The sequence below is a fragment of the Reichenbachiella ulvae genome (genome assembly GCF_025833875.1).
Taxonomy (GTDB): domain Bacteria; phylum Bacteroidota; class Bacteroidia; order Cytophagales; family Cyclobacteriaceae; genus Reichenbachiella; species Reichenbachiella ulvae.
Genome location: NZ_JAOYOD010000001.1, coordinates 4,048,740 through 4,075,614, shown reverse-complemented (window position 1 = coordinate 4,075,614; position 26,875 = coordinate 4,048,740). Strand labels below are relative to the sequence as shown.

The 26,875-nt window shown below is 42.5% G+C and carries 24 protein-coding genes; 15 read left to right on the top strand and 9 right to left on the bottom strand.

Annotation, left to right across the window (positions count from 1 at the left end; translation table 11 throughout):
* Positions 1-36 precede the first annotated feature (36 nt).
* The 4 genes from N7U62_RS16510 to N7U62_RS16495 all read right to left on the bottom strand — a co-directional run bounded on the left by N7U62_RS16510 (position 37) and on the right by N7U62_RS16495 (position 4,818).
* On the bottom strand, positions 37-669 hold the full coding sequence (locus N7U62_RS16510; protein WP_264139138.1) for a hypothetical protein: 633 nt from the start codon (positions 667-669) through the stop codon (positions 37-39).
* A gap of 78 nt (positions 670-747) precedes the next feature.
* The gene (locus N7U62_RS16505; protein ID WP_264139137.1) at positions 748-3,318 is read right to left on the bottom strand and encodes a TonB-dependent receptor plug domain-containing protein; all 2,571 of its coding nucleotides are present in this window, start codon (positions 3,316-3,318) and stop codon (positions 748-750) included.
* A gap of 6 nt (positions 3,319-3,324) precedes the next feature.
* A complete protein-coding gene (locus N7U62_RS16500) occupies positions 3,325-4,242 on the bottom strand; it encodes a FecR family protein (RefSeq protein ID WP_264139136.1) in 918 nt (305 codons plus the stop codon).
* 48 nt (positions 4,243-4,290) lie between these two features.
* Positions 4,291-4,818, bottom strand: coding sequence for an RNA polymerase sigma factor (locus N7U62_RS16495; RefSeq protein ID WP_264139134.1), 528 nt, complete (start codon positions 4,816-4,818; stop codon positions 4,291-4,293).
* A gap of 707 nt (positions 4,819-5,525) precedes the next feature.
* Between N7U62_RS16495 and N7U62_RS16490 the strand changes: the two genes are divergently transcribed.
* The 8 genes from N7U62_RS16490 (at position 5,526) to N7U62_RS16455 (ending at position 14,807) form a co-directional block, all read left to right on the top strand.
* Positions 5,526-6,740, top strand: coding sequence for an MFS transporter (locus N7U62_RS16490; protein WP_264139133.1), 1,215 nt, complete (start codon positions 5,526-5,528; stop codon positions 6,738-6,740).
* 146 nt (positions 6,741-6,886) lie between these two features.
* The gene (locus N7U62_RS16485; RefSeq protein ID WP_264139131.1) at positions 6,887-8,230 is read left to right on the top strand and encodes an NAD(P)/FAD-dependent oxidoreductase; all 1,344 of its coding nucleotides are present in this window, start codon (positions 6,887-6,889) and stop codon (positions 8,228-8,230) included.
* Between the two features lie 117 nt (positions 8,231-8,347).
* Positions 8,348-9,049 (top strand): hypothetical protein, encoded by a 702-nt coding sequence (locus N7U62_RS16480; RefSeq protein WP_264139130.1) that lies wholly within the window; start codon positions 8,348-8,350, stop codon positions 9,047-9,049.
* An 83-nt stretch (positions 9,050-9,132) separates the two neighbouring features.
* Positions 9,133-9,651: a hypothetical protein gene (locus N7U62_RS16475; protein ID WP_264139129.1), complete on the top strand. Its 519-nt coding sequence runs from the start codon at positions 9,133-9,135 to the stop codon at positions 9,649-9,651.
* Positions 9,648-10,205 carry a sugar O-acetyltransferase gene (locus tag N7U62_RS16470; RefSeq protein WP_264139127.1) on the top strand — a complete coding sequence of 186 codons (558 nt, stop codon included), beginning with the start codon at positions 9,648-9,650 and terminating at the stop codon, positions 10,203-10,205. The genes N7U62_RS16475 and N7U62_RS16470 overlap by 4 nt, the downstream gene beginning before the upstream one ends.
* A 161-nt stretch (positions 10,206-10,366) precedes the next feature.
* Positions 10,367-12,808, top strand: a complete 2,442-nt coding sequence (locus N7U62_RS16465) for an ABC transporter permease (protein WP_264139126.1) — start codon at positions 10,367-10,369, stop codon at positions 12,806-12,808.
* Between the two features lie 100 nt (positions 12,809-12,908).
* Entirely contained in the window at positions 12,909-13,553 is a 645-nt protein-coding gene (locus N7U62_RS16460; protein WP_264139124.1) for a ThuA domain-containing protein, read from the top strand.
* A gap of 72 nt (positions 13,554-13,625) precedes the next feature.
* Positions 13,626-14,807 (top strand): cation:proton antiporter domain-containing protein, encoded by a 1,182-nt coding sequence (locus N7U62_RS16455; RefSeq protein ID WP_264139123.1) that lies wholly within the window; start codon positions 13,626-13,628, stop codon positions 14,805-14,807.
* A gap of 1 nt (position 14,808) precedes the next feature.
* On the opposite strand, the gene N7U62_RS16450 is transcribed toward N7U62_RS16455, so the two are convergent.
* The 3 genes from N7U62_RS16450 to N7U62_RS16440 are packed head-to-tail and all read right to left on the bottom strand — an operon-like array spanning position 14,809 to position 17,120.
* Entirely contained in the window at positions 14,809-15,768 is a 960-nt protein-coding gene (locus N7U62_RS16450; protein ID WP_264139121.1) for a succinylglutamate desuccinylase/aspartoacylase family protein, read from the bottom strand.
* 15 nt (positions 15,769-15,783) lie between these two features.
* Entirely contained in the window at positions 15,784-16,686 is a 903-nt protein-coding gene (gene rimK / locus N7U62_RS16445; protein ID WP_264139120.1) for a 30S ribosomal protein S6--L-glutamate ligase, read from the bottom strand.
* Positions 16,683-17,120, bottom strand: coding sequence for an ATP-dependent zinc protease family protein (locus N7U62_RS16440; protein WP_264139118.1), 438 nt, complete (start codon positions 17,118-17,120; stop codon positions 16,683-16,685). The genes rimK and N7U62_RS16440 overlap by 4 nt, the downstream gene beginning before the upstream one ends.
* Positions 17,121-17,344: 224 nt before the next feature.
* Here N7U62_RS16440 and corA point away from each other — a divergent pair, with 224 nt between their 5' ends.
* From corA to N7U62_RS16420, 4 genes are all read left to right on the top strand, one after another.
* Complete coding sequence (gene corA / locus N7U62_RS16435; protein WP_264139117.1) at positions 17,345-18,472, top strand: magnesium/cobalt transporter CorA; 1,128 nt, start codon at positions 17,345-17,347, stop codon at positions 18,470-18,472.
* 64 nt (positions 18,473-18,536) lie between these two features.
* On the top strand, positions 18,537-19,079 hold the full coding sequence (locus tag N7U62_RS16430; RefSeq protein WP_264139116.1) for a pyridoxamine 5'-phosphate oxidase family protein: 543 nt from the start codon (positions 18,537-18,539) through the stop codon (positions 19,077-19,079).
* Positions 19,080-19,123: 44 nt separating this feature from the next.
* On the top strand, positions 19,124-19,354 hold the full coding sequence (locus N7U62_RS16425) for a hypothetical protein (protein ID WP_264139115.1): 231 nt from the start codon (positions 19,124-19,126) through the stop codon (positions 19,352-19,354).
* Between the two features lies 1 nt (position 19,355).
* On the top strand, positions 19,356-19,652 hold the full coding sequence (locus N7U62_RS16420; protein WP_264139113.1) for a type II toxin-antitoxin system RelE/ParE family toxin: 297 nt from the start codon (positions 19,356-19,358) through the stop codon (positions 19,650-19,652).
* 131 nt (positions 19,653-19,783) lie between these two features.
* On the opposite strand, the gene N7U62_RS16415 is transcribed toward N7U62_RS16420, so the two are convergent.
* The gene (locus N7U62_RS16415; protein WP_264139111.1) at positions 19,784-21,061 is read right to left on the bottom strand and encodes a DEAD/DEAH box helicase; all 1,278 of its coding nucleotides are present in this window, start codon (positions 21,059-21,061) and stop codon (positions 19,784-19,786) included.
* 314 nt (positions 21,062-21,375) lie between these two features.
* Between N7U62_RS16415 and N7U62_RS16410 the strand changes: the two genes are divergently transcribed.
* The 3 genes from N7U62_RS16410 (at position 21,376) to N7U62_RS16400 (ending at position 25,074) form a co-directional block, all read left to right on the top strand.
* Positions 21,376-21,849, top strand: a complete 474-nt coding sequence (locus tag N7U62_RS16410) for a hypothetical protein (RefSeq protein ID WP_264139109.1) — start codon at positions 21,376-21,378, stop codon at positions 21,847-21,849.
* Positions 21,850-21,940: 91 nt separating this feature from the next.
* Positions 21,941-23,332, top strand: a complete 1,392-nt coding sequence (locus N7U62_RS16405) for a sodium/proline symporter (protein WP_264139107.1) — start codon at positions 21,941-21,943, stop codon at positions 23,330-23,332.
* Between the two features lie 74 nt (positions 23,333-23,406).
* Positions 23,407-25,074, top strand: a complete 1,668-nt coding sequence (locus N7U62_RS16400; protein ID WP_264139106.1) for a capsule assembly Wzi family protein — start codon at positions 23,407-23,409, stop codon at positions 25,072-25,074.
* Between the two features lie 65 nt (positions 25,075-25,139).
* Here the strand turns inward: N7U62_RS16400 and N7U62_RS16395 are convergent, their stop codons facing one another.
* On the bottom strand, positions 25,140-26,681 hold the full coding sequence (locus N7U62_RS16395) for a hypothetical protein (RefSeq protein WP_264139105.1): 1,542 nt from the start codon (positions 26,679-26,681) through the stop codon (positions 25,140-25,142).
* Positions 26,682-26,875: the final 194 nt, after the last annotated feature.

Sequence of the window (26,875 nt, the reverse complement as noted above, 5' to 3'; positions counted from 1 at the left end):
TCTGTAAGACCAGAGCGGGATCTTTCATTTTATTGATCAACTAAATTCTGAATGTCTGGTCAGGTAGTTTTCATAAATGTTAAACCCAAAGGTCATGATGAAAACGAAAATAGCTGCTGGAATTAAAATCCATAACCAGGTCAATAATGTCAAACCCAGGAAAGTGCTGCCATCTTCCTGCGCCAATGAGGCAATTAAGGTATAGTTGTTTTCTACAGACAGTAGCGTTTCGCTCAGCTTGCCTTCATCTTGAATGATCAACCGGTTTTGATGGTTTTCAAATTCAGACATAAAATTCAGTGAAATAATGAGTTCTGAAAAATCAATGCCGGGCTCAGATATTTTCATCTTCAGATCCACTTGTTTGTTTCCCATCTTGACCTCACAATCGGTGGGGCCAATATTCAATCCATCTAGATTGAGAATGGTCAGGTGACTCAATGTATAGGAAGATATGTGGGCCTTGTATTCGTTTACAAATACAGGGTCTAGATTTCTTCCTTTATAGTATTTCTGAATGATTTTGTCGATTTGCGATCGTGGTACCTGTGTCTCCAAAATCCATTCTCCCTCTCTATTTTGAAGATGAAATGTAGTCTTTGGACTGTTGGCAAAAGCGGGTGCGACAATGCTCAGGATAAGTAATAATGTGAATAATTTCGATTTCATTTCTATTAGCTGCTTTAATGGTTATTACCTATCAAACGATTATAGCTGCTACAACCCTACCTTGAGTTTATTCAATATTTAGAATTCTACGATGAGCATCAGGTTAGGGGCAAAACCTATTCCATATCTATCGATAAAGTTGAATTCAGGGTCTGCTCTGAAAACTCGATCTATCAGGTTGGAATTGTTGAGAATGTTGACCAGAGATAAACCTAAACTAGCGGACCAGTCTCTTTGCACAGATCTTGGCAGGGTATAACTGGCCGACAAGTCCAAACTACTGATCGGGTCATAATACCCGTTTAGCTCAGCAAAAGGATTGGGCGGAGGTGGTGGAGGGGTACTACCTGGAGGTGGGGGATTAGTCGGAGCGGGTCTAGGGGGTCGGTTGAGAAAAATTAGTTCTGCATGTACCATATCCAGGGACTTTTGGTACAGTCCGGTAGACCATTTATAGGCTGCAGATAGCTTCCATCTTCCATTTTGATATGCGCTGCCTAGATAAAAGACATGGGGTTGAACATACTTGGCTTTGAAGCTAAGGTCTTTCGCAGTATCAAGGGTGATTTCGGATTGGCTGTAAGAGTAAGAAGCCCAAACATTCAACTGGCTGTTGAATTGCTTTTTGATCATGGCATCAAAACCTTTGATCCACTGAGAGGAACCGAATATTTCCAGATCAGGCCTTAGAGATCTTCCACTGGATACCGACACCCCACCCGTGAGTTTTTCATAAGCTTCAACATCTATGATCCAGCCCGAATGGTAAATGGTACTACCGAGGGTAAATTGTCTACCATTGATCACATTTGTGCCTTTGTCGTTGGCTAGTACCCATAGCTCATTGTCAAATCCCCCACCCGTGAATTCAAGGTATTTGACCTGACTCAAGTATTGGTGGTACCAACCAGCCGAAGCTCTGAAGCCTACCCAATCAGCAGGCGTGTAGTTGACAAAAGCTCTGGGGTCCCAGTAGATCTGATCCAGAGGAGCATAGTAGGTAGCCCGCGTCCCTAATTGAATGTCCCACTTTTCCCAATGTTTGAGATTCAGATTGAAATAGGGAGAGAGATAATTGGCCCTATCTTCCTCATCGACCCGGTAAATCTGATTTTGCTTCGGTGGTATATTGGCATATTCTGTTCCCACAGCTTGAAAATTGTAATCAATTCCGAGATCCAGCTCCATCTCTTGGAGGCTCAGCTTGAACTCTTCTTTTAGATTCAGGTCTTTGATCCGATTGTTGGAATAAAACAACGAGTCTCCATCCCCATCTGGGTCGATAGAATATTTGAAACTAAAATCTGAATAGGTGATACTGGTATTGGTGGACCATTTTGGGTTTAACTGAGCAGTCCAGTTGAGGTTATATCCTGAATTGGAAAACTGGTTTATATCTTCGCTCTCCTCGCTTCTACCCAAGTTGGTGTAGGTCGTATGATTGTTGGTATAGATGGCGGATAGGGCCAGTTGATGTTTTTCATTCGGGTGATAGTTGATTTTGGTGTGGTAGTCTTGAAAGATAAGGTCTATGTCTCCCTTAAAGTTGCCCGCACTGTCAACCAACCCGGTTCCAGAGAAAACAGATTCTGAAATAGCCTTGAGTTTAGGTGATTGGATGTCTCTCGGGTAGGATCTGCGAGCAGCTACGGATAGACTTACTTTATCTTCAGCTAATTTCGCTTTGCCATAGCCTGTAGCAAATAGTGAGTTTGCTCCTATACCCACATGTGACTCATCATATATCTGCTGATCTGATTCTATGATGACTGCTCCGCCCACTCGATTACCCAACCTGGGATGAAATCCGTTGCGATAGACACTTACATTAGAGACGATCTTAGGGTTGTAGGGTGAAATGGTTCCATAATAGTGCCCACGATGGTAGATCGGAATATTGTCAAACAAGACAAGGGATTGATCAGTATAGCTACCTCGAATGAACAAATTGCCTGCTCGCTGATCCGGAGAAGTTACCCCCGGCAAAGCAGCAATGCTTGCGAATATATCTCCGTCGGTCTCTCCAGGTAGTAGAGGAAGGTCTTCGACATCTATTTTTACTGATTGGCTAGTGGGGTCCAGGTCGATACCTTTGGTTAGGTATTCTTTTATCACCAGGCCTTTTAGTTCTACAGATATATTCATCATAGGGATGGAAAACCTGGATTGGTTGATAAACTGTTGAGGAGAAATCAGCCTTTTTTCATAACCCACGGCATAGAGCAAAACCGTATCCGAAAGGTTGGGTTTGTACAAAAGACGGATGCCGTCGGACTGATAATCTATGGGTTGTGGTACGGCATTGACCAGTACCATGATATCCGTAGGTGCAATGGCGACCTGATCTAGTGAATCATAGGCCTGGAAATAATAGGCTCTTTCTGTAGCACGGATGATAAAGTAATTATTCTCTATTCTTTTGACCTCTAGCGGGAGAATGGATTCAAGTTCAGATACAAAATCAGACAAATCTTGTTGATAGGTAACTTTAGCATCCACTAACCCTATCAGTTGTGGATCGAAAGAAAATTTGATACCCTGCTCTTGTTCATATTTGTTCAAAGCAGATTCAATATTCATTTCTTGCGCCCATACAGACACCTGGCAGAAAAGAGCCAAACTTCCTGCCATAATTTTTCTCCAATACATGCTTGCTTACTTCGTCAAAATGACTTTTTGTTCTTTGATTTCATATTTGATATCCAGCGTACCAAATACAATTTCCAATGCAAGTTTTAGGTCATCGGTTGGAATAGATCCTGTGAATCTACGGTTTAGGTTGACGTCTTTTGTTACCACTTTGACTCCATAGATCGATTCGATTTCTTCGATCAGCAGTCCTAGAGGTATGTTTTCATATTTTGGTTTCGCTTCTAGCCACGAAGGCTTAGCGTTGGTAAGGGCTTCTTTCTTTTCCCAATCTCCTTCATGAAACAGCACGGCCTCTCCAGCTGTCACGAGTTGCGAACTACCGAGCTTCTCCGTGGCACGTACCTTACCTTCAAAACAACGGACCAAAAAGCCATCTTTGTAATCAGCCACATCGAACTGTGTCCCCAAAACCTCAACCTGCCCCTGTTCGCTCACCACGCTAAAAGTCTCCCCTGATTTGACCTCAAAGAATCCTCTTCCTTTCAAGCGGACTTTACGATAGCCAGTATCCCAATCCTTGCTGTCCCAGGCAATCTGTGAATGAGAAGATAGGGTGGCAAAGGATCCATCGGGCAGTTCGACACGTTTGGTCTCACCAAAACTGGTATAGTAGGTTTTTTCTCGTTTGCCGAGATATAAGAAACTAACTGCCAGAACCAATACTATGGAAGCGGCCACTGCCATTCGCTTCCACCCAAACATTGACACCACTTTCCCTTCATTCGCTTTGGGTCTATTCATTACTTCCTTAGGATCGAAAACAGTTTCTTCCTTACTGGGCACCCAGCTATCCACTTCGAAAAGTATCTGCTGGTACTTAAGCATATCCTCTTTTCCTATGATTTCGCTGACCTGCTCATCGCTCAGCTGGCCCTGAACCCATTGGTTTAGTATCTGGTCTATTTCGTTTTGCTCTGCCATCTTCTTTATGCTATACCTGTAAAACGGGAAGGCTCCTATTTACCCTACCTAAATTTTGTAATGATTCAATTCGTCCAGACTCTCTCTCAGGGACTTGAGTGCGGAGGTCATGTGTTTCTCTACCGTTTTTATGGAAACATCCAGCGCCTCAGCGATTTCCTTGTTAGGGGTTTTGTCAATGCGGCTCATGAGAAATACGGTGCGTTGTTTGTCCGGAAGGCTAGAGACTGCCGCCTCCAGTTCTGCTTTAAATTCTTCTCCACGATAAAGAAACTCTGGGTTGTTTTCCATTCGAACATCCGTGCTGGCTTCCCTCTTTTCGAATTTCAGTACCACTTTTTGGTGGCTCGCATCATCCAGAAATATTCGGTTGGCTATGGTAAAAAGGTAGCTCTTCGCTTTGTCGAAGCTCACCTTGCTGCAGTTTTCCCAAAGACGAATGAAAGCTTCTTGCGCACAGTCTTTGGCCTTTTCCAGGCTACCAAATCGGTAGTAAAGAAAATTTCTTAATGGAACAGATTGTTCCTGATGTATGTGCAAGAACCCATGTTCTTCACAGACGGATTTGTCCTTCATAGCGCGGCGATTGTGGAGTAAACTCCAAATATAAGTCAAGGACGGCAAAAAATAATTTGCTCTTGTAGGGTAGGGTAATTTTTTATCCGCTCTTTCTACTCCTGAATCAGCAGCTAGAAAGATGAAAATAACATTCAGAATCATATTAGTCGGAGCACTTTGGTTGGTTGGATTAAACCAAACCAGCTTTCAATCCGAGTCAAAAATGAACGTCGGAATATCCCCAATATCTATCCAGGTAAATATGACAAAGTGTTCTGGTCAAGCGAAGGTTTTCCGAGACAGAAATTAAAATAAGGTTAGGTTAAATAGGTTATCCCAAAGAGACGCTTTGGGTTACTATGCGGGCTGGAGATGTGAGTTTCCAGCCCGTTCTATTTGAAGATTTTGATCATCATGTTTTACTGATCGATCGGCGACAGCCTTCACTTTTTTTCCTGGTACAACTTTCTGCACATATCCTATTTGTATTAAAAGCTGTTCCAAAAATGACCTTCTAATAAGCTGTGCAACAATCCTTCCTTTATAGGTTTTGATATTACACAAAAGCAAGTTGACTTCAATTTTGTACAGACAAATCTTGCGTTTTCGAGGGATATTTATCCCAAATCCATTGTATACCGAGGCGGTATTTTTTTAACTGAAAAAATATTCTGAATATTAAGGATTGGCATGACTAAAAAACTTAAGAACTAAATACTATTACCATGGACAATGGACTGAATAAAAACCGGCTGTTTATCGCCAGCTGTTTTGCTCTACTTACTACGGCCTTTGCTTTTGGCATTCGTGCTGGTATCATGAATGATCTGGTCGCTGACATGAGCCTAACTGACCGTCAGCTAGGCTGGATCAACTTTATGGGCATATTTGGTTTTCCGATTGCCACATTGATCGGAGGGCCGCTGTACAATACTTTGGGTCCCAAAAGGATTGGGAACATTGCATTTATCTGCCATATCCTTGGGATTACTTTTTCCATTCTTTCCAATAGCTTTTTCACTCTGTTCTTCTCTACTTTCTTCATCAGTTTTGCGAACGGTATGGTAGAGGCAGCCTACAACCCCATGATCGCTGCGATGTACGACGAGAAAAGAGCTACCATGCTTAATCGATTTCATGTGTGGTTTCCAGGAGGTATTGCCATCGGGTCTGTGTTGGCTTTGTTGGTGGCCAATATGGGAGGTGGCTGGCAGATCAAACTGTCGATCATGTATATACCGGCATTGATCTATTTTTTCATGTTTAGAGGTCAGCAATTCCCAAAGACACAAAGCGAATCCAGCAGCTCAACAGCTGAAAACTTCAAAGCCATTTTGACCTCACCGATCTACTGGGTGATGCTCATTTGTATGGCGCTGACGGCTACAACCGAACTAGGGACCCAATCGTGGGTTGAAAGGATATTGGCAAACTCCGGCGCTCAACCGCTTTTGGTATTGGCGATGGTAACTGTACTGATGGCAGTGGGCCGATTATTTGCCGGGCCATTAATTCACCGCTTGAATATCACGGGTGTTTTACTTTCTTCAGCTGTTATATCTTCTTTCGCTATCTATTTGATGAGTATCGCGACAGGAGGAATGGTCTATGTAGCAGCCATCTTGTTTGCCATTGGCGTGTGCTATTTCTGGCCCAATATGATTTCTTTCATCGCCGAGTATCAGCCTAAAACAGGTGCGCTGGGTATGTCTCTGATTGGTGGGGTGGGTATGCTGGGCCTTTCGATCTTTCAGCCGATCATAGGCGGGTGGATCGAAGGACATCGAGCCACTTTGGCTTCCGAGGGTATGGTAGGTGAGGCCCTGGAGTTGGCTGCTGGTCAGGCCACCTTGGCCAATATAGCAGTCATACCTATATTGCTAACCGTAGTGTTCATCTTCATTTTCTTCTGGCAAAGAAAACAAGCAGCAGAGGCTTGATAAAAACCTTTATATGAGCAGGGGCAAGGAACAATATGTTTTTTGCCCCTTTTTTATGTTTAATAGTGTCTGGATTATTCCTTTAAATTCGTCAACTCGCTACCTTCGCGCTCGTATCTATCAATGTGTTATCAACACTTACTCACATGAATCAAGCGCACATCTCCCAACTCGAAAAAATCAATATTCCCAAGTCTGATCTTCCAAGAATTGTCATCATCGGTGGTGGTTTTGGAGGTCTTCGTTTTGTCAAGCGGATCGATACCCGAAAATATCAGGTGGTCTTATTGGACAGATACAACTATCACACCTTTCAGCCCCTGCTGTATCAGGTGGCTACAGCTGGTCTGGAGCCAGATTCGATTGCAGGTCCTTTGAGAAAGACCTTTCAAAAGAAAAAGAATTTCTTCTTTAGAATGGCAAGTGCTCATAAGATCGATCCTGTAGAGAAAATTGTAGAAACTAACATTGGTGAACTCAGCTATGATCATTTGATCCTTGCTTGTGGTTCTATTACCAATTTCTTCAACAATGAAGAATTTGAGCAGAAGGCTTTTCCATTGAAGCAATTGCCTCACGCTTTAAACCTTAGATCGCAGATTCTTCAGAATTTTGAAAAGGCAGTATTGAAAAACGATGAAAATGAGGTTCAGCGATTGATGAACTACGTGATCGTCGGTGGTGGGCCTACAGGAGTGGAAGTGGCCGGAGCTCTGGGTGAGTTGAAGAAGCATGTTTTGCCGAAGGATTTTCCTGAGTTGAACCTGAACAAGATGCAGATATATCTGGTGGAAGGGCAAGACAGGCTCCTCGGAGGTATGAGTGAAAAGTCAGGAGAAAAGGCTTTTGAATACCTCAAGAAATTTGATGTGAATCTCTATGTGGGCAAAATTGTGAAGTCCTTTGATGGAGAAACGGTAGAGTTGAATGACGGCATGCAGATTCCGTCCGAAACCTTGATCTGGGCAGCAGGTGTGAATGGAAATGCCCTGACGGGTATGGATCAAAAAGTAACGCGCGACAAACGTTACCAGGTCAATGAATTCAACAAGGTAGAAGGCTTTGATGAAGTCTATGCTATCGGTGATGTGGCTAGCATGAAGAGCGAGGAATTCGAAAGAGGTCATCCTATGTTGGCCCCAGTCGCTATACAGCAGGCCGAGCTTTTGGCTAAAAACCTGAACAAGGGATTAGAAAAAGATAATTGGAAGCCTTTCAAATATGTGGACAAAGGCACTATGGCAACTGTGGGTCGCAACAAAGCGGTGACAGAAGTCTTTGGTAAGCTCAAGTTCGGTGGATTCATGGCCTGGCTTATGTGGATGTTTGTTCACCTGGTGCTGATCGTAGAGTTCCGAAACAAGATTGTCATTATGAGCAATTGGGTGTGGAACTACTTTACCTACGATCGTGGTACCCGTCTGATTATTCGTCCATTCGTTAAGAAGAAGTACAAAGCAAAAAAGCAGGCAGAGGAAATGCCTGTATAAGCAATAACGAACCATGAATCGAAGGAATGACCTTTGGTTCATGGTTTTCATCTTCAATAATCCAGCATAGAGGCAATAAATGGACAAATAACAGGTTTATCTAAAAAAACCTGTACAATGAAACCTCCAATCCTTAGCCTCCTGATTCTCATATTCTTTACTGCCTGTGACTCCAAGGATGATGTCATAGAGATGATCGAAGAGGAGCTCCCTAATCAGACTTTTTCTTTTTCAGATTACAATTGGTCTTCATTTAATGCTTCCGTCTTTGATGTAAAGCTAGATGGAGAAGAGCTGACCTTAACACTCAATCAAAATGCAGCCTGGTTCAATGCTGAAACGGGTGGAATGTATTTCATGACGCATTCTGGTGATTTCGATTTTTCAGCAACCGTGGTGACATCCAATGTGGCAGGTACTCAGGCACCTGTCGAAAGCTATTCCTTTGGTGGATTGGTGGCGCGTGATCCTGGTAGCGCTTCAGAGAACTATGTGCATGTCGTTACAGGCACGGGCGTCAATACCCAATCGCCAATTTCAGGATATGAATACAAAATCACTCGTGACAGTCAGTCTGATTATACAATCACTCAGGATGGAAGCCATGCGCACGATCTTAGACTGGTTCGCGAAGGAAATCTTTTTTCTTTCTATCAGAGAACTGCCGAAAGCGAGGAAAACTGGAACCTAATACATTCGACCGAGCAGAATATGCCTACCGAACTGCAATTGGGCTTCACCATCTATACGGCCTTTGATGGGCCTGAAACCCTGGACATGCAGGTTCATATCAGTCATGTAAAACTTCAATCAGAATAAGTCCTAAATACTGTACAACTCTCTCAATTCTTGGCCAATAGGCTGGCATTTAGTATTTTGAGGGACATAACTAAAAAATGATCATGAAAGCAGCATTACCCGTATTGAGCCTTGTGCTCCTTTTTTATATTTCTCCGGCGCAGGCACAAGAGGATTGCGCCTGTTGTTCTGTCAAACATTCCGAATTTGATTTTTGGCTCGGAGACTGGGAGGTCTTCACCACTGAAAACAAAAAACTGGGGGAAAACACCATCGTCAAACTTGAAAGGGATTGTATCGTGCAGGAGCATTGGAGAGGAGAGTCGGGAATTACGGGCCGTAGTTTCAACTATTTTGATCCATCGGATGGTACCTGGAATCAACTTTGGTTGGACAGTGGTGGATCTAGTCTTAAACTCAAAGGGAGATTCAGGGATGGAAGCATGGTTCTTCAAAGTGGTCTGACCAGAGGCAAGAAAATCGATTGGTACTATGATCGGATCACCTACACAAAGATTGATGAAAACACCGTGAGCCAGCTTTGGGAGATATTGGATTCTAATGAGCAAAGGGTGACTGTAGCCTTCCACGGCGTATACAGACGCAAAGCCAACAACCCATGACCGAGAAGGAGAAAATGCTGTCGGGTCAGCTCTATGATGCCTCTGACACGGAGTTAGAAGCGGAGCGCCATTGTGCCCGCCTCATCTTTCAGGACATCAACACCATGGGAGATGCCAAAAAGGAGATGCGCAATAAGCTTTTCTACAAGTTATTTGGCAAGGCAGGAAAAGGCCTATGGGTAGAACCTCCGTTCTACTGCGACTATGGTTATAACATTGAAGTGGGCGAAAAAGTGTTCATGAATTTCAACTGTTGCATATTGGATGTGATGAAGGTGAAGATGGGCAACAATGTGCTGCTGGGACCTAATGTGCAAATCTACACAGCCACTCATCCTATGGAGGCCAAATCCAGAGCGGAATGGCTGGAATATGCAAAACCCGTCACCATTGGAAACGATGTTTGGATAGGTGGGGCTGCAGTGATATGCCCAGGGGTAACAATCGGAAATGGCGTAGTAATTGGTGCAGGAGCAGTAGTGACCAAAGATGTACCTAATAATGTATTTGTAGGTGGAAACCCAGCAAAGGTTATTCGTGAGATAGATAATTAGAAATTGCGCAGAATGAACGAGGCAATGGTTGCTCATCCAAACATCTATAGATTTTTGCCTCCCGTAATCCAAATACAACCATTTAAATAAGGCGAAAAGTGTTTTGTAATAAACACTATCGGCATAGCAACTAAGTAATTAGAAAATAACCCAATAGAGTTATGCTTAGAAACTATCTACTCATTGCCATCCGAAACCTGTACAAGCACAAGACTTTCAGTTTTATCAACGTGATGGGGCTCACAGCTGGTATCACCTGCTGTTTGTTGATCTTCATTTTTGTAAAGGATGAACTCAGTTTTGACAAGTTCCAGTCCAAGGCGGATAGAATCTATCGTGTGCAGTATATGGTTCAGGAATTTAACATTGGTCAGATACCGCCGATTTTTAATGAGTATTTTGGTGATTACTTTCCCGAAATAGAACAGTCTGCAAGACTCTATAGCCGAGGTGTGAGTATACAAGTTCCTCAACAAGGTGCTGCCCCCAAGCGATTCGAAGAGGATCAGGTTTTCTTTGCAGATTCCTCTGTTTTCCAAATTTTTGACTTTGAATGGATCGAGAAACCGACATCCGAGCCTCTGTCAACTCCATTAACTGTTGTGCTCAATCGTGAGTTGAAAGAAAAATATTTTGGTGAGGAAATAGCTACTGGCCAATCCATAGAGCTGGAGGGGAAACCATTTAAGGTCATTGGGGTGGCCGAGGATTTTCCGAGCAATTCCCATCTTCATTTTGACATGTTGGTTCCCTTTTATGATCAGGTGATCATTGAGCCAGAAGGTCTTGCCGATTTGCTGAGAAGAATAATCAAAGAGAACTGGGTGTTTTCTCACTCTTCGACCTATGTCCTTTTGAAAGAAGGACAGTCAGCTGCTAGTGTCAATGCACGTTTTCCGGACTTTGTGGAGGAAAAGATTCCTGAGGATATGCAGATCAGTCAAGCCTTCAAATTACAACCTCTTTTGTCCATCCATATGGATGAAGAAGTGTCGGGCGTCAATGACAACCCAGGGAGTCAAACTTTTATCAAAGTATTCATCACCGTGGGTATTCTCACCCTATTAATTGCTTGTATCAATTTCATCAATTTGTCTACTGCTCGTTCACTTCAGCGAACGAAAGAAATTGGTGTGAGAAAAGTCCTGGGTGCCTGGAAACGAGATTTGGTGATGCAGTTTATGGGTGAATCTTTTGTGACTACTGCAGCCGCTACGGTTTTGGGTTTTATTGCTGCTTTTTTCATGGTGGGTGTGCTCAACAGGATGACTGGAAAGGAGTTGGGAGTAGAGGTGTTTTATCAATGGGAAACCTGGATTATGATCGTGGTGCTCTTTGTAGTGACTAGTTTTTTAGCCGGTTTATACCCCGCGTTTTTTGTCACGAGAATTTCACCAGTAGAGAGTGTGAAAGGCATGGTAGCCAAAAATGACAAGAGCGGTTTTGCCTTCCGCAATGTCCTGATGGTCATTCAATTTGCTATTTCTATCATATTAATATCCTCGACGCTTTTGGTATTTGATCAACTGGATTTCATCAAAAACAAACCTTTGGGATTCCAAAAAGACCATATGATCAATGTACCTGTTCAAAGCCAAAACATGAATAACATATTTGGTGGTATCAACGAGCAGAAGCGCCAGCAGATGAAAGCATTCGAAGATGATATTGCGAAAATTCCCGGTGTAAGGGCAAGCACTTTGTCTGCAAATGTACCCGGAGGAGGGGTGGTCAACAGAGGAGTGGTGCCGGAAGGATTCACACCAGAGGACAAATTGATTGCGCCAGTGCTATCAGTCGATTATGACTTTTTGGAAACTTACGATATTGAATTGGTAGCGGGTCGAAGCTTTGATGAGAGTTTTGGGACGGATCATATGGAAGCCTTCATCATCAACGAACAAGGTGTGAAGGAATATAATCTGGGTAGCAATGAAGAGGCCATTGGCAAATCGATGGAAGTGGAGGGGAAAAAAGGGAAGATTGTTGGGGTGATCAGAGACTTCAACTTTGAAACGCTCAATCGACCGATTACTTCTCTGGTTTTGAATATCAATCCAGGACAATTTGGTTTCTTTTCCATTTCCATTCATAATCAAAATATTCCTGAAACATTGAGTGCTATAGAAGCGAAATGGAACGAGCATTTTCCGAGTGAGACCTTTTCTCATACCTTTTTGAACGCTCAGCTGAACGATGCCTACGAAGCGCAGGATCGATTCGGGCGAATGGTGGGTAATTTTTCGATTCTTGCCATTCTTATTTCATGTTTGGGTTCATATGGTCTGATCATTTTCGTAGCTGGCCAAAAGATGAAGGAAGTCGGCATCAGAAAAGTGCTGGGTGCCTCTGTGACTAGTTTGGTCATGATGTTGTCCAGACGTTTTATGGTATTGATTCTGATCGCTGTGTTGATTGCGGTACCCGTCGCATATTGGTTTGCAGGAGTTTGGCTAGAAGAATTTTCCTATCGAGTGGATATAGCGCCGATCAATTATCTCTGGGCTAGTTTGGCAACCATGGTTTTGGTCTTTGGTACGATAGCCTTTCAGTCGATCAAGACTGCCGTCTCTAATCCAGTGAAGTCGCTGCGAATTGAATAATTTCTTCTCTATCATTGTTACTATGATATTGATGAGAAAGATAGTGGTAGGCCTAATGCTCCTGATGCTTATGGTTTCCTGCTAGCATAAGGAAAAGGTCTTGGTTTTCAGCAAAACTGTAGGCTACAGACATGCGAGTATTGAAACCGGCGTTAAGTGCATCGAGCAATTAGGCTATGAACATCAATTTTTGGTTGACCATAGCGAAGAAGCTGCAGTCTTTTTATCAGACAGCTTATCCACTTATGATGCGGTTATATTTCTCAGTTCATCTGGCGACATTTTCAATTCAGAGCAGGAAAAGGCCTTTCAATCTTATGTGAAAGCAGGTGGGGCTGTGATGGGAATACACGGAGCGACCACTACAGAGTATGAATGGCCCTGGTTCAACCAACTGATGGGTGCCTATTTTGATAATCATCCTGAGATCCAGACTGCCGATTTTGATGTGGTAGATCCAAATCACCCTTCCACCCGGCAGTTGCCCACAAGATTTCAAATGGAGGATGAATTCTACAATTTTTATTCTATCCAACCTGGCCTGAAGCCTCTGATCAGGATAGATGAGTCCAGCTATGAAGGAGGAAAACATGGCGACAATCATCCTATAGCCTGGTATCATACTTTCGAGGGAAGTCGAGTGTTTTACACTGCTCTGGGTCATAGAAAGGAACTTTATCAGGATTCCGTTTTTGTTCAGCACTTGATGGGTGGTATTTCATATGTCCTGAGAAGAGAGGATTGAAAAATATTGATTTCACCTCTCTTGGGCTGGATGGCAAATGAGCGTATTTTAGTCCCGATGAACGCAACGAATATGATATTACTTACTGCTATGGGTAGCCAGCTTAATTTACTGCTAGCTGTTTGTGGTTTGATTCTGATTTTAGGTTTGTTGCTCAAACGAGCTCATCAGCCTTATATCATTGCCTATATTCTCACCGGGGTGGCTGTGGGTCCGTGGGGTTTTGGCCTGGTGACCGATACCCATAGAGTCGAGCTGATAGGTGAGATGGGTCTGATCATACTGATGTTTTTCATTGGCATGGAAATTTCTCTACCAGACTTTGTAAAAAAGTGGCGCGTAGCTGTTTTTGGTACAGGCCTACAAGTAGCCATTAGTGTTTTGGCAATGGCATTGGTAGGATACTTTCTGGATTGGGAATTTAAACGAATGCTCCTTTTAGGTTTCGTGATATCTCTGAGTAGTTCAGCTGTGGTGATCAAGCTACTCGAAGACAATGATCTACTATCCACTCGGATTGGTCAGAATGTAATCAGTATTTTGATCACCCAGGACATTCTGATCGTGCCGATGATCATCATTATGAGTTTGTTTGATCAGGGTGGTTTGGACTATGAAAAAATATCCCTGCAAGTAGTAGGAGGAGGATTGATGATACTGCTCTTGCTTTATTTGTTGAAAAATAAAACTATCCGTTTGCCTTTCAATGATCAATTGAAGGGTGATCAGGAATTGCAGGTATTCGGCGGGCTGATCATTTGTTTTGGGATGGCATTACTGTCTTCCTTCTTTGAACTTTCGGCAGGTCTTGGCGCTTTTGTGGCGGGGCTGCTGGTACATGCTTCTCCGGCTACTCATTGGTTGTACGATAGTCTTAAGTCTTTTCGGATAGTTTTAGTATCTGTTTTTTTCTTGTCGGTAGGCATGTTGATCAATATTGAATTCATTCGCGACAATTGGATGATCATTGGAAGTTTGGTGTTGGCCGTCTATCTCAGCAACATGCTGATCAATGCCTTCTTGTTAAAAATGCTCGGGAACACTGGTAAGGAAAGCCTGTTTGGGGGTGCGCTATTGGCTCAGATTGGGGAGTTCAGTTTTGTACTGATTTCTATAGGTTATCATTCGTCAATTATCTCGCTATTCAGTTATCAAATGACTGTGATAGTCATTTCGATTACGATTTTCATTAGTCCAATTACGGTTTTCTTCGCAAAGCGAGGATTGAATCTGGATCCCGAATCTTTAAATTGAATTACTCAGCAATAGGAGCTGGGTCCTTGTACACCCCTATGTGTACAATGGCATCACCTGAGTGAACAATTGGATTGTGATTGAGCCCAATGATGTAGCCATTGGCACTAGACCGTACGGCTATTTTGAACTCTCCAAAGGGGTCTGAGATATAACCAATGATCTGGTTACGCTTTACCATTTCTCCACTTTTGACCTCTGTGAGAAAAAGTCCGGAGGCCTTGGCTCTAATCCAGGAAGAAGATTTGATTTTGATGTTTTGAAAATCCGGAACGGGTGCGGGATCGCTGTGCATTTCCAGATATTTCATCAGACGCAAGGTGCCGTCAATTCCATGATTGATGGCAGACTCATCAAAGCGCGCTGATTCGCCTCCTTCGAAGACCAATATTTTTTTGCCCATTTTGCCAGCAGCCCATCTCAGTGACTTGGGCCGAAACGGAGAATGTAGACTAAAGGGAGCATAAAAGGCTTTGGCTAATTCTGCATTTTTGGGTTGTGTCATCACACATCTCACCTGTGGGTAATTGGTACGATCCGCACCACCAGTATGAAAATCCACCCCATAATCAATCTGGGGTATGATTTCTTTCATCAGATAATAAGCTACCCGCGCAGCAAGAGAACCATTTTTATTCCCGGGAAAGGAGCGGTTCACGTCCTTACCATCTGGTACGTAGCGCGAAAAGTGGATAAAACCGTAAACGTTGAGAATAGGGATGCATATAGTGGTGCCACGATCAACTATATGGTATCCCTTTTCGATCATTCGTCTGACGATTTCTATCCCATTGATCTCATCACCATGCAGACCACCCATCAACAGGAGTATTGGGCCTTCTTGCAAAGCACGAGATACTGTAATGGTAATTTCAATAGGAGAATGCGAAGGCAAACGGGCGATATTCACCGTCACGTTTTTGGTTTCACCTGGCAATATGTCTACATCACTTATTCGCATTCTGACAGCACAGCCTTAGGCGTGCTTTTTAGTTTTCTTTTTCTTTTTGGCCTTAGATTCGATGAATTCTACGATTTTGTCCGCTATGTCCACACCTGTGGCATTTTCTATCCCTTCCAGACCTGGAGAGGAATTGACCTCTAGAACCAACGGACCTTTTTTGGACTGTAGCATATCTACACCAGCTACCGCTAGCCCCATACTTTTTGCAGCTTTGAGGGCAGTTGATTTTTCTGCACGACTCAATTTGATAACTGCGGCATTGCCACCTCTATGAAGGTTTGATCTGAACTCACCCTCTTTTCCTTGTCTTTTCATCGCTCCTACTACCTCTCCATTGACTACAAAGGCGCGAATGTCTGCTCCACCGGCTTCTTCGATGAACTCTTGTAGAATCACACGTGTCTTTACACTTTCGAATGCTTCGACTACCGATGTAGCAGCCTTGTTGGTTTCGGCCAGTACCACACCCAGTCCCTGGGTTCCTTCCAGCAACTTGATCACTACCGGGGCTTGTCCGATGTGTTTTAAGACCTTGTTTTCTTTTTTATTGAAGTTGGTAAAGGCAGTTTTAGGCATCCCTACACCAGAACGGGACAAAATCTGAAGACTTCTGAGTTTGTCTCTTGACCTGGTGATGGCGATTGAATCTACTGTACAGAAGACATCCATCATTTCGAACTGGCGAACTACTGCGGTACCATAGAATGTTACCGATGCACCAATCCTAGGAATCACAGCATCAAGATCATTAAGGACCTCTCCTTCATAGTAGATAGAAGGCCCTTTATCATCCATGATGATGTCACACTTCATGTGGTCAATAACTCTGGCTTCATGTCCCCGTTTTTCTATGCCCTCGACAAGTCGGCGGGTGGAGTATAGTTTAGGGTTGCGTGACAATACAGCGATTTTCATAATGTAGTTTTTCTTTTTTTGTGTGATAAATTTTTGAGTTGGACATCCACCAGATACTTTCCAGAAAGAAAGGTTCTTCCCAAGAGGATGGGGTTTTTCATTTTGCGTCGGTCGGTTAGCGAAAATTCAATTTCTTGTTTTTCACCAAATAAGAAGATTTCAGTTTGGATCGTGAAACGCTCTTCCATGTCTCCATTAGAGCTTTTGACTGTTTTCCGATCAAAGTGCTTCGTACGAAAGACCTTGTCCTCATACTCAGGATGATCAGGATCCAAAATTTGGAAGCTTAGTATTTCTTCTCCATTTTCTTTTTCGATGATGGTATGATGACAGTGAAGGGCAGAACCATAAGCACCCGTATCAATTTTTGCATCAATTCCTATTAAGTCAAATTCAGGTAAATCGACTTTATCCTTTCGGCCGATTGTGATCATGTGTTGTTTACTATCAGGTTTCAAAACTGAAGGTCATATATAAGAGAGACAAAACAAAGCCCATTGGGGATTATTCCACGAATGGTCTTATTGAATCCAAGCTCAAATATCTCTACTAAATTCAAATAAATGACAGCTAGAGATTTTATTCTTTTATCAAATTTGTACTTGACCCATGATTATCATTTAGCTTTATTTTCTCCAATCATTAGAAATTACAAAACATGAAAGATTTTGACATCACACGTCCCGATAAGTTATTGTTCTCTGGATTGAAGAGTTTGGTGAGCTTGCCGATCTCTCTGTACACAGATCAAAAGTCTAAGGCTAAGGGTAGTGGACAGGTTTCCTTTATCGGAGAGAAAAAGGTGGAGGAGGTAACTACTCAGCATTATTTGTACAATTCAGATACGCTGGATATAGTCAATGAAAATGCGCACGATACCTTCCCCAAGAACCTGGATGACAAGAAAACGCATTGGTTGAATATCTATGGATTGCATGATGTTCAATTGATCGAAAAGCTTTGTACAGATCTAAAACTAGATCGAATCACCCTGCGTCATGTATTGGATACTACTTTGAGACCGAAAGTTGAGGCATACGATTCGTATTTGTTTTTTAGTATCAAATCTGTTTTGCGAGAAGGGGACGAAGACCTCAAGGTAGAGCAGGTCTCTTTTATTCTTTCTCACAATTATGTGATTTCTTTTCAGGAAGAGGTGGGCGATCACTTTGATCACATTCGAAATAAAATTGTAGAGAAGCTGGGGCTGGTGAGAACTAAAAAAGCCGACTTTCTAGTGTACCAGTTGTTGGACGCGATTTTGGACAACTATTATGAGACTATAGAGTGGATCAATACGGAAGTGGAGCAGATTCAGAGGCAGATATTCAAAGAACCATCGCAGGATCTATTGATTCGAATGGAGCACATGAAGCAATTGGCCCAAACGATTAAGAAGGCGTTGACACCTTTTAAAGATTCGCTTCGGATCATCGGATCAAGTGATAGCAAGTTCATATTAAAGGATACTGACAAGTACTTTATGGAGTTGATTAGTAGTAGTGAAGGGGCGATTGACGAGGTACAGTCTACGCTCAATTCACTCGAGAGTTTGACCAACGTTTATTTTTCTTCCCTGAGTCAGAAGATGAACGAAACGATGAAGGTGTTGACAACAGTGGCTACTATTTTCATCCCATTGACCTTTATCGCTGGGGTGTATGGAATGAACTTTGAATATATGCCAGAGCTAAAATTCCACTATGGTTATCATGTAGTTTGGGGGGTGATGGGAATGACATTTGTGGCGATGTTCATTTATTTTAAAAGAAAAAAGTGGCTATAAAAGCCGAACCTTTTCCCATTATTCAACGATTGAATAAGTGTGTTACCAAATCAACTAATCTTAAATGGGAAAGAAACTCGATCAAATTACCCCCGCTCTTCGGGAGTTTATAGAAGCACAACCTATCTTTTTTGTAGGAACAGCTCGAAGTGAAGGGCGTGTCAATGTCTCACCTAAAGGAATGGATTCTTTGCGTGTCTTGGGTCCCAATAAAGTCATCTGGTTGAACCTGACAGGTAGTGGAAATGAAACTGCAGCTCACCTGTTGGAGAACAACAGGATGACCATTATGTTTTGTGCCTTTGAAGGGAAACCACTGATTCTTCGACTGTATGGTAAGGCTAAGATTTATCATCCCAGGGATCGGGAATATCAAGAGTTTATCAATCATTTTCCTCCCCTGATGGGTTCACGCCAGATTATCGAGATGGATGTCGATCTGGTACAAACTTCTTGTGGTATGGCAGTACCTTTCATGGATTTCAAAGAAGAGCGAGACCAACTCAAAACGCATTGGGAAAAACAAGGTCAAGACCGTATCGATCAGTATTGGGAAGAAAAGAATACCCAAAGCATTGATGGATTTGAGACGGAGATTTTGGGGTAAGTCTATTAGAATAAGAAAAGGTATATTTGTATAAAGTGGAAAAGATGGAAAAACCTCAGAGGATAGAACAAATTACGACGTATCTACAAACTCAGGCTGATGATCGCTTTATCAATTTGATATATGGAATGATAAAGGCTGAGGTAGAAAATGCTCCAGACGAATTGTCAGAGGAGGTCAAACAAATTTTGGATGAAAGGCTCCTAATTCATCAGAAAAATCCATCCGTAGGTAAAAGCTGGGAGGAAATAAAAGTTTCTCTATTAGGAGAGTAGTATGGATTATGAGATAGTCATTAAGCCGGATGCAGAAATTGACATAAGGGATGCAGTAAAGTGGTATGAAGACAAAAAAGAGGGATTGGGTCTCAGGTTCATTAAAGAATTAGATCAAAAGCTTATAAAAATTCGGAATCAGCCACTACTTTATCAAAAGCGATACAAACTGGTCAGAATGGCCATATTGAGTGTTTTCAAAGAAGCTATTCATTTTACAGTAGAGGAGAACAGGGTTTATGTTCATGCTGTGTTAGCGACTGCTCGTGACCCAAAAATTTGGAACAAACTTAGTTAAACTTTAATTGGCTCGTTAAAGATAATTGTTGACTTGGCAGGCCGTCGGGTTATGAATGAATAAAAAATAGGCATAAAAAAAAGACAGCCATTAATAGCTGTCTTTAAAATATCATGATTTGAAAAGTAGTATTAACTACTCGTTCTGCTTTTAGACTTCTTGAAGTTCGACTTTCTTCTTCTCCAGGAATTGTTACCACCCTTATTCTGTGGTTTGTTCTGAGGCTGACCACTTCGTTGCGAAAAGTTCTTTTTCTTGGGTGCCTCTATGGCAGTTTCTGTAGGCTCGAATCCTTCTATCACTGTTGCATTTAAGCTTTGGCGCAATAGTTTTTCGATTCCTTCCAAATATTCCATTTCATCTGCACTCACCAACGAAATCGCTTCTCCATTGGCACCTGCGCGACCTGTCCTACCGATGCGGTGTACATAGTCCTCTGGTACATTGGGCAATTCGAAATTGATCACATGTGGCAGCAAAGGAATATCCAGTCCTCGGGCTGCGATATCTGTCGCAACCAGTACTCTGACGCTTCCTTTTTTGAAGCCATCAAGTGCCTTGGTTCTGGCTCCCTGACTTTTATTGCCATGTATGGCGGCCGAACTGATGCCTTTCTTTTCCAGAATCTGGCTGAGTTTGTTGGCGCGATGTTTCGTACGTGTAAAAATCAGCACCTGATGCCAGTCGCCTTCTTTGATCATATTCACGACCACTTCAGGCTTCTGCTTTTGGTCCACTCGATAGGCTCTTTGATCCACTTTTTCAGCGGTAGAGTTTTCTGGAGTAGCCTCAACAGTCACAGGGTTATTCAACAGGCCATTGGCCAGTTTTTTGATCTCTTTTGAAAAGGTCGCCGAGAAAAGCAGGTTTTGTCTACGTTGGGGTAGTTGAGCAATGATTCGCTTAATATCGCGAGCAAATCCCATGTCTAGCATACGGTCTGCTTCGTCGAGAATCAGCATTTCTACTTGATCCAATTGGAAGACCTTTTGGTTGTGAAGGTCCAGCAATCTACCTGGAGTAGCGACTAATATATCCACACCTCTGTTCAAGGCTTTGATCTGAGGGTTGGCGTTGACGCCACCAAAGATCACGGTAGATTTTAGTTCAGTGTACTCGCTGTATTCACGTACATTTTCAAAAACTTGTGCTGCCAACTCACGAGTTGGAGTCAAAATTAAAGCCCTAACTGCTCTGTGTTTTCTGGGTTTCCCCTCTGATAAAATTTGAAGTAAGGGTAAAGTAAAGCCAGCTGTTTTTCCCGTCCCGGTCTGGGCAGATGCCAAAACATCTTTTCTTTCTAATATGGTGGGAATTGCTTTTGCTTGAATGGGTGAAGGGTCGGTATATCCCTTCTTGTCGATGGCTTTGAGTATGCCATCGGACAAACCTAATGATTTAAATGTCATATAAACTGTTAGTGAAATGACAAATAATTTCAATCCGGCAAGCCGTAGTAAAAAGTGAATAGTAGAGAGTTAAATATTTTTGAGTTCGGACATTTTAAGAATTGTCTGCCACTCGCAACTTGTTAACTTCATTTCTATTTACTCCTGAATCAATGATTCAGGGTCAAATATCATTTCGGTTCTAAAGTGCAAAGCTACGACTAATAGTTGGGGAAAAGTCAATAATGTAGTTTTTTCGCTGTTTGGCTATTTTTTATTTCATGTATATGTCGCTCTCAATATCAGTTAATATCTTGCCTCAAAAGTGACAAACCATGAAAGCAGCAAGTGTCAAAGAACTAAAAGAAGCCCTAAAAGAAAAATCTGAAAAAGAGCTCATGGAGCTGTGCTTGCAGCTTTCTCGCTTCAAAAAGGAGAACAAAGAGCTGCTGACTTATCTGTTGTATGAGGCACAGGACGAGGATAGTTATATCCAATCTGTCAAGACGGAAATGGACGAATTGTTCGCCGAAATCAATCGCTACAGCTATTACTATGTGAATAAAAGTGCTCGTAAAATTTTACGATTAACTAAGAAGTACATCCGTTATTCAAAGAAAAGGGAGACGGAAGTAGAGCTGCTGACTTATTACTGTCAGTGTTTATTAGAATTTGACCCACCCCTTCAGCGCAACGCAACACTTTTTAATCTGTATCAAAGACAAGTGGCGAGTGTTCGCAAATCTCTAAGCAAATTGCACGAAGACCTCCAATATGACTATGGTAGAATATTGGACGAAATGCTCTGAGCCTACGAATAACCGATTCTGTGCAGAGTAATTTCAAGGGGGATTGAGTTTTACTTAACTTGCGATCTATTATTTTAATATTGAAATATCTATGATCGTAGTATTTGCCTTAATGCTCCTGCTATTCGCAGGAATCGGAGTAGCCTCTTCTATTCAGAAACAGAAAAACACCAAAGACTATCTTCTAGCTGGACAGGATATGCAGCCCTGGTTGGTAGCCCTGTCTGCAGTAGCCACCAACAACAGTGGTTATATGTTCATCGGTATGATTGGGTATACCTATACCGCAGGCCTGGAATCTGTATGGCTGATGATCGGTTGGATTTTGGGGGACTTTTTCGGTTCCCTGTTGGTTTATGGCAAATTGCGAGACTTGAGCGCGAAATACGACATCCTAAGTTTCGGTAGCCTCATCGCCAATCACAAAGGAAAAATCATCAAGAGCATTCGCTTATTAAGTGGGATCATCAGCTTTGTTTTCTTGAGCACCTATGCTGCGGCCCAGTTTAGCGCAGGGGGCAAAGCCCTATTCGTAACCTTGGAGCTAGATCAATGGATCGGTGTGATATCTGGAGCTGTTTTGGTCGTGATCTATTGTTTTTCTGGAGGTATCCGAGCGTCTATTTGGACGGACGCTGCCCAGTCGATCGTTATGTTTATAGCCATGGGTATATTGTTGTACTACGCGGTGAATTACATGGGTGGCTGGACTGATACTATGACTAGCCTGAAGGAAGTCGAAGTAGGTTATATGAACCTATTTCACCCTAGCAAAACATTGACCGCTTCTGTTCTAGTGGCAGTGGGTTGGTTGTTTGCAGGTTTTGGGGTAGTGGGCCAGCCACACATCATGGTTCGTTATATGACTCTGGACAATACCAATAATATCAGAAAAGTAAGAATGTACTACTACTCGTGGTTCACGGGCTTTTATGCATTGGCTATTGGTGTAGGTTTGTTGTCCAGGATTGTGTTGCCTGCCAAAGGTTCATTCGACCCAGAGCTGGCCTTGCCTATGATGTCGATGGAACTTCTGCCAGACTATTTGGTAGGTATTATGCTCGCAGGGATTTTTGCTGCTACGATATCCACTGCTGATTCATTGGTGATCAGTTGTACCTCTTCCCTTTCGAATGATATTTTCCCTCAATTCAAGAACAATTATAATGTCAGCAAGCTCTTTACGATTGGGATCACGGTCTTTGCTGTGATCATTGCACTCTATGGAGAGACCAGTGTATTTGCCATTGTGATCTATGCCTGGGCGGTATTGGGTACCGTTTTTGGTCCGGTGATTACGCTGCGCATGTTGGGAAAAGACTTGAGTGCGGGTACGACCCTAGCCATGATGATCATAGGCGGAGGAGTCACCTTAACCTGGAATTTCCTGGGCTGGGGAGCCATCGTATATGAAATGATGCCAGGTCTAATAGCTGGTTTTTCAGTGTACTTTATCGCACGGTTGTTCAACAAGGCAGAGTAAGATTCTGCTATTGATTCAATCCTTTACTTTCCAAAACAAATTAAATCCCTATCATTGTTTCTAAAAGAGCATCAATGAAAAAGGGTTTGGCTTTTTGTGTAGCAGTGGGCATGTCTATGGGCGCTATGGCTCAGAGCGTATATGCACCGCTCAATCAGGACTATTATCATTTGATCGATCGCGCCGAAGTGATCAATGGCGATGTGAGTCCCAGCATACACAGCAGCTTCAAGCCTTATCGAAGAGTCGATATTGCCAGTCATGTCGATTCCTTATCTCAATTCGAACCCAACAAAAAATACTTGCTGACCGACAATTGGGAATTTGTTGCGGATGGGGAGGAATATGCCAGAAGTAAAAAGCCTTTTCTGAAGTGGTTTTATCGAAGCAGAGCGGATATGCTTCACGTCAACAAAGAAGCCTTTCAGCTGAAGGTGAGCCCTGTTTTGTACCTGGGGGTTGGTAGAGATGAAAACAGTGCGGGTCGGCCCTTCATCAATACACGAGGGATCGAGTTGCGGGGGCAGATAGACCAAAGAGTTGGTTTTTATTCCTTTGTAGGAGAGAATCAAGCTATATTTCCGGACTATGTGCAAAAATATACCGCCAGCAATGGTGTAGTACCCAACGAGGCTTTCTGGAAAAAATATGGAGAGAATGGTGGGGTAGATTTTATCAATGCCCGCGGCTACATCACCTTTCAGGCTACCAAACACATTGGGGTGCAGTTCGGTCATGACAAAAACTTCATTGGTAATGGCTATCGATCTATGCTCTTATCGGATTTTGCGGCACCTAGTACTTTCCTAAAGATCCAGACCAAAGTCTGGCGCATTCAGTATACCAACCTATTCACAGAATTGGTGGCAGATGCTCCTTATAGCTCCTTTGGTTCGAATGGTACCGAGGCTTTCCCGAAAAAATTTATGACTGCTCATCACTTGAGCATTAACCTGACCGATCGATTGAATGTTGGGGTATATGAAGCCATCATGTTTCACAGAGGAGACAGCACCAGCACGGCTTTTGAGTGGAACTATCTGAACCCGATTATTTTCTACCGCTCTATTGAGCAATATACGGGTAGTCCAGACAACGCACTTTTTGGTATTGACTTCAAATGGAACGCACTTCGACAGTTGCAGATATACGGTCAGGGACTTTTGGACGAAATGGTCATTGGCGAGCTCAAGGCCAACAATGGCTGGTGGGGCAATAAATACTCACTGCAGCTGGGTGGGAAGTACTACAATGCATTGGGGATCGAAAATCTGGACCTTCAGGCCGAATACAATATGTCCCGACCTTTTACCTATCAGCACGAATCGATTTTTACCAACTATGCACACTATCGACAGCCGTTGGCTCATCCCTTTGGCGCCAATTTTCACGAAGTGGTCATGATTGGAAGGTACCAGCCGATCCGCTATTTGTATCTGACAGCAAAGGTGATTTTGGCACAACGAGGAAACGACAGGCCTAACGAGAACTATGGGAGTGATGTGATGAAGGACTATAACTCAAGAAATGGAGATTATGGCTATGAAATTGGAGACAGTGTGCCCAGCCAACATGTCTTTGTGGATGTCATGGCGAGCTATATGCTGCGTCAAAATCTATTCATAGATCTGAGGCATATATACAGGGATGTAAAAAGTGATGCTTCTGCCATGGAATCTACTACACAATATACCTCTATCGCGCTTCGTCTGAATATTGCTGCAAGAGACCATAGTTTTTAGGGCATAAAAAAGCTCCTTACATTTATTGCAAGGAGCTAGTTTTACTCATAGAAAATATCCTGACATCAATCCATTTCAGCAGCCTCTTTCACTACTTCTAGGAATGATCGGCCCGAGATTTTACTTTCCAGCCAACTCATAATATCGAAATAAAGAAGAGGTTTAGATTCGAATTTATCTTCTCTCAATGGCTCTAGACTCGAACGCAGGTTCTTCAATTCACCTTTCAGATCCAAAGGCATGATGTGCTCCGAACGCTTGATGAATTGCAGGATAATGTGGTGAAATTTGCCCAAAATGTTCCTCTGTCTCAAGTAGACGAAGGCGCGTTTTCTGACTTTTTCCAACTTCTTATAATCCCGTTGTTCGTAAAGGGCGATCACGAAGATGATATAAGAGAAACTCTTCAGGTCTTCTCTCAAATGTTCGTCGTGATCTTCGAGTACGCGTTCCAGATATACCATGCATTTTTCATAGTCCTGAAGCCCGAAGTAGAGGATGGCCGATTTGTAGAAGATTACCAGTTGGTTGTTTCTATCGATGTACTCCATGTTGTCCTCAATCTTAGTGAGGTAGCGAGTCAGCTTATGCTCATACTTTTTGAAGTCACCTTCCATGAAACACTTGTTGAGTGTCTGGATCGTGAGGCAGCGAAGCAGCAGCTGTTTACTGTTCGAATCGATGGCTTTCATATATAGTTTTTCGAATTCGATTAGCTCCTCATAATACATGTTGAAGCGATCCCTATCGTTGATACGGAAGAGCGACTGCAGCAGTCTGTTGAGTCCGCGTAAGAACTCTGCATGTCGAAGATGTGTCAGGTTATTTTCTTTGAAAATGCTGACCCAGATCTCTGTGTATTTCACGCATGATTCGAAATCTTGAATCAAGTATGAATACCAATAATAAGCACGACACATATTATACTGCTCACTAAAAGAAAGGTGTGCTTTGTCGTATTCTGGCAGACTGGAGTAAAAAATCTTGTTAATTTTTTCCAGCTCGTCTTCGCTACGCGCCATACCGCCTTTCAAGAATTGCGCCTTCATACGGAGGGCAACAGAAAAGAAGGACTGTGCCACGTTGATTTTGTTCAGGATGCTCTTCGTCTCTCTGTCCAGTTTGAGAGTCGTCGTAGTATCCAGGGTGAGCATTTGCTGGTTTTCGATGTTTTTTTCGTAGTTCAGCAGCGCCAGCTTAAAGATGTTCTTTTTGTAGTTGTTAGCGGTCAGCTTGATCTTGTTGAGCAGCTTCATACTTTCGTCATAAAGCCCCTTTTTGTACAATAGACGTACATAATCAAGGTTTTCGCGCAGTTGGATGTCTACATCATTTTTCAAATGACTGATTCTGAGAACCAGCAAAACCTGCTTGTAAAGATGAGATTTTAGGTTCGCCAACTGGGCCTTGCTAATATTGGACATTTTTTTGATGATGACAGCCTCATCATATTCTTCAAGCCTATCTAAAATATCAAATAAAGTGATGAACTTTACTTCGTTTTCCTCATTGATGCGGCTGACATAAAGTTTAAAACTTCTTTTTTCGGACTTGGTGAGCGACTTGATTAACTGAAACAGCGGTTGCGGACTAGATTTTTTGGACATGATATGAATGGTACTATTTAATTTAGTATAATTTATTGATTTACAGTAAAATAGGTGAATTTAGTCTGACTTTGGATATGTTATGACTTTGCTAAACTATAAAAAATTTTGAGAATTAAAAATGTAGATTTGTAGACTCAAAAATGATCTGTGTCAGCCGACAACATTAAATTTAGTAGAGTTCTCTACTAAGG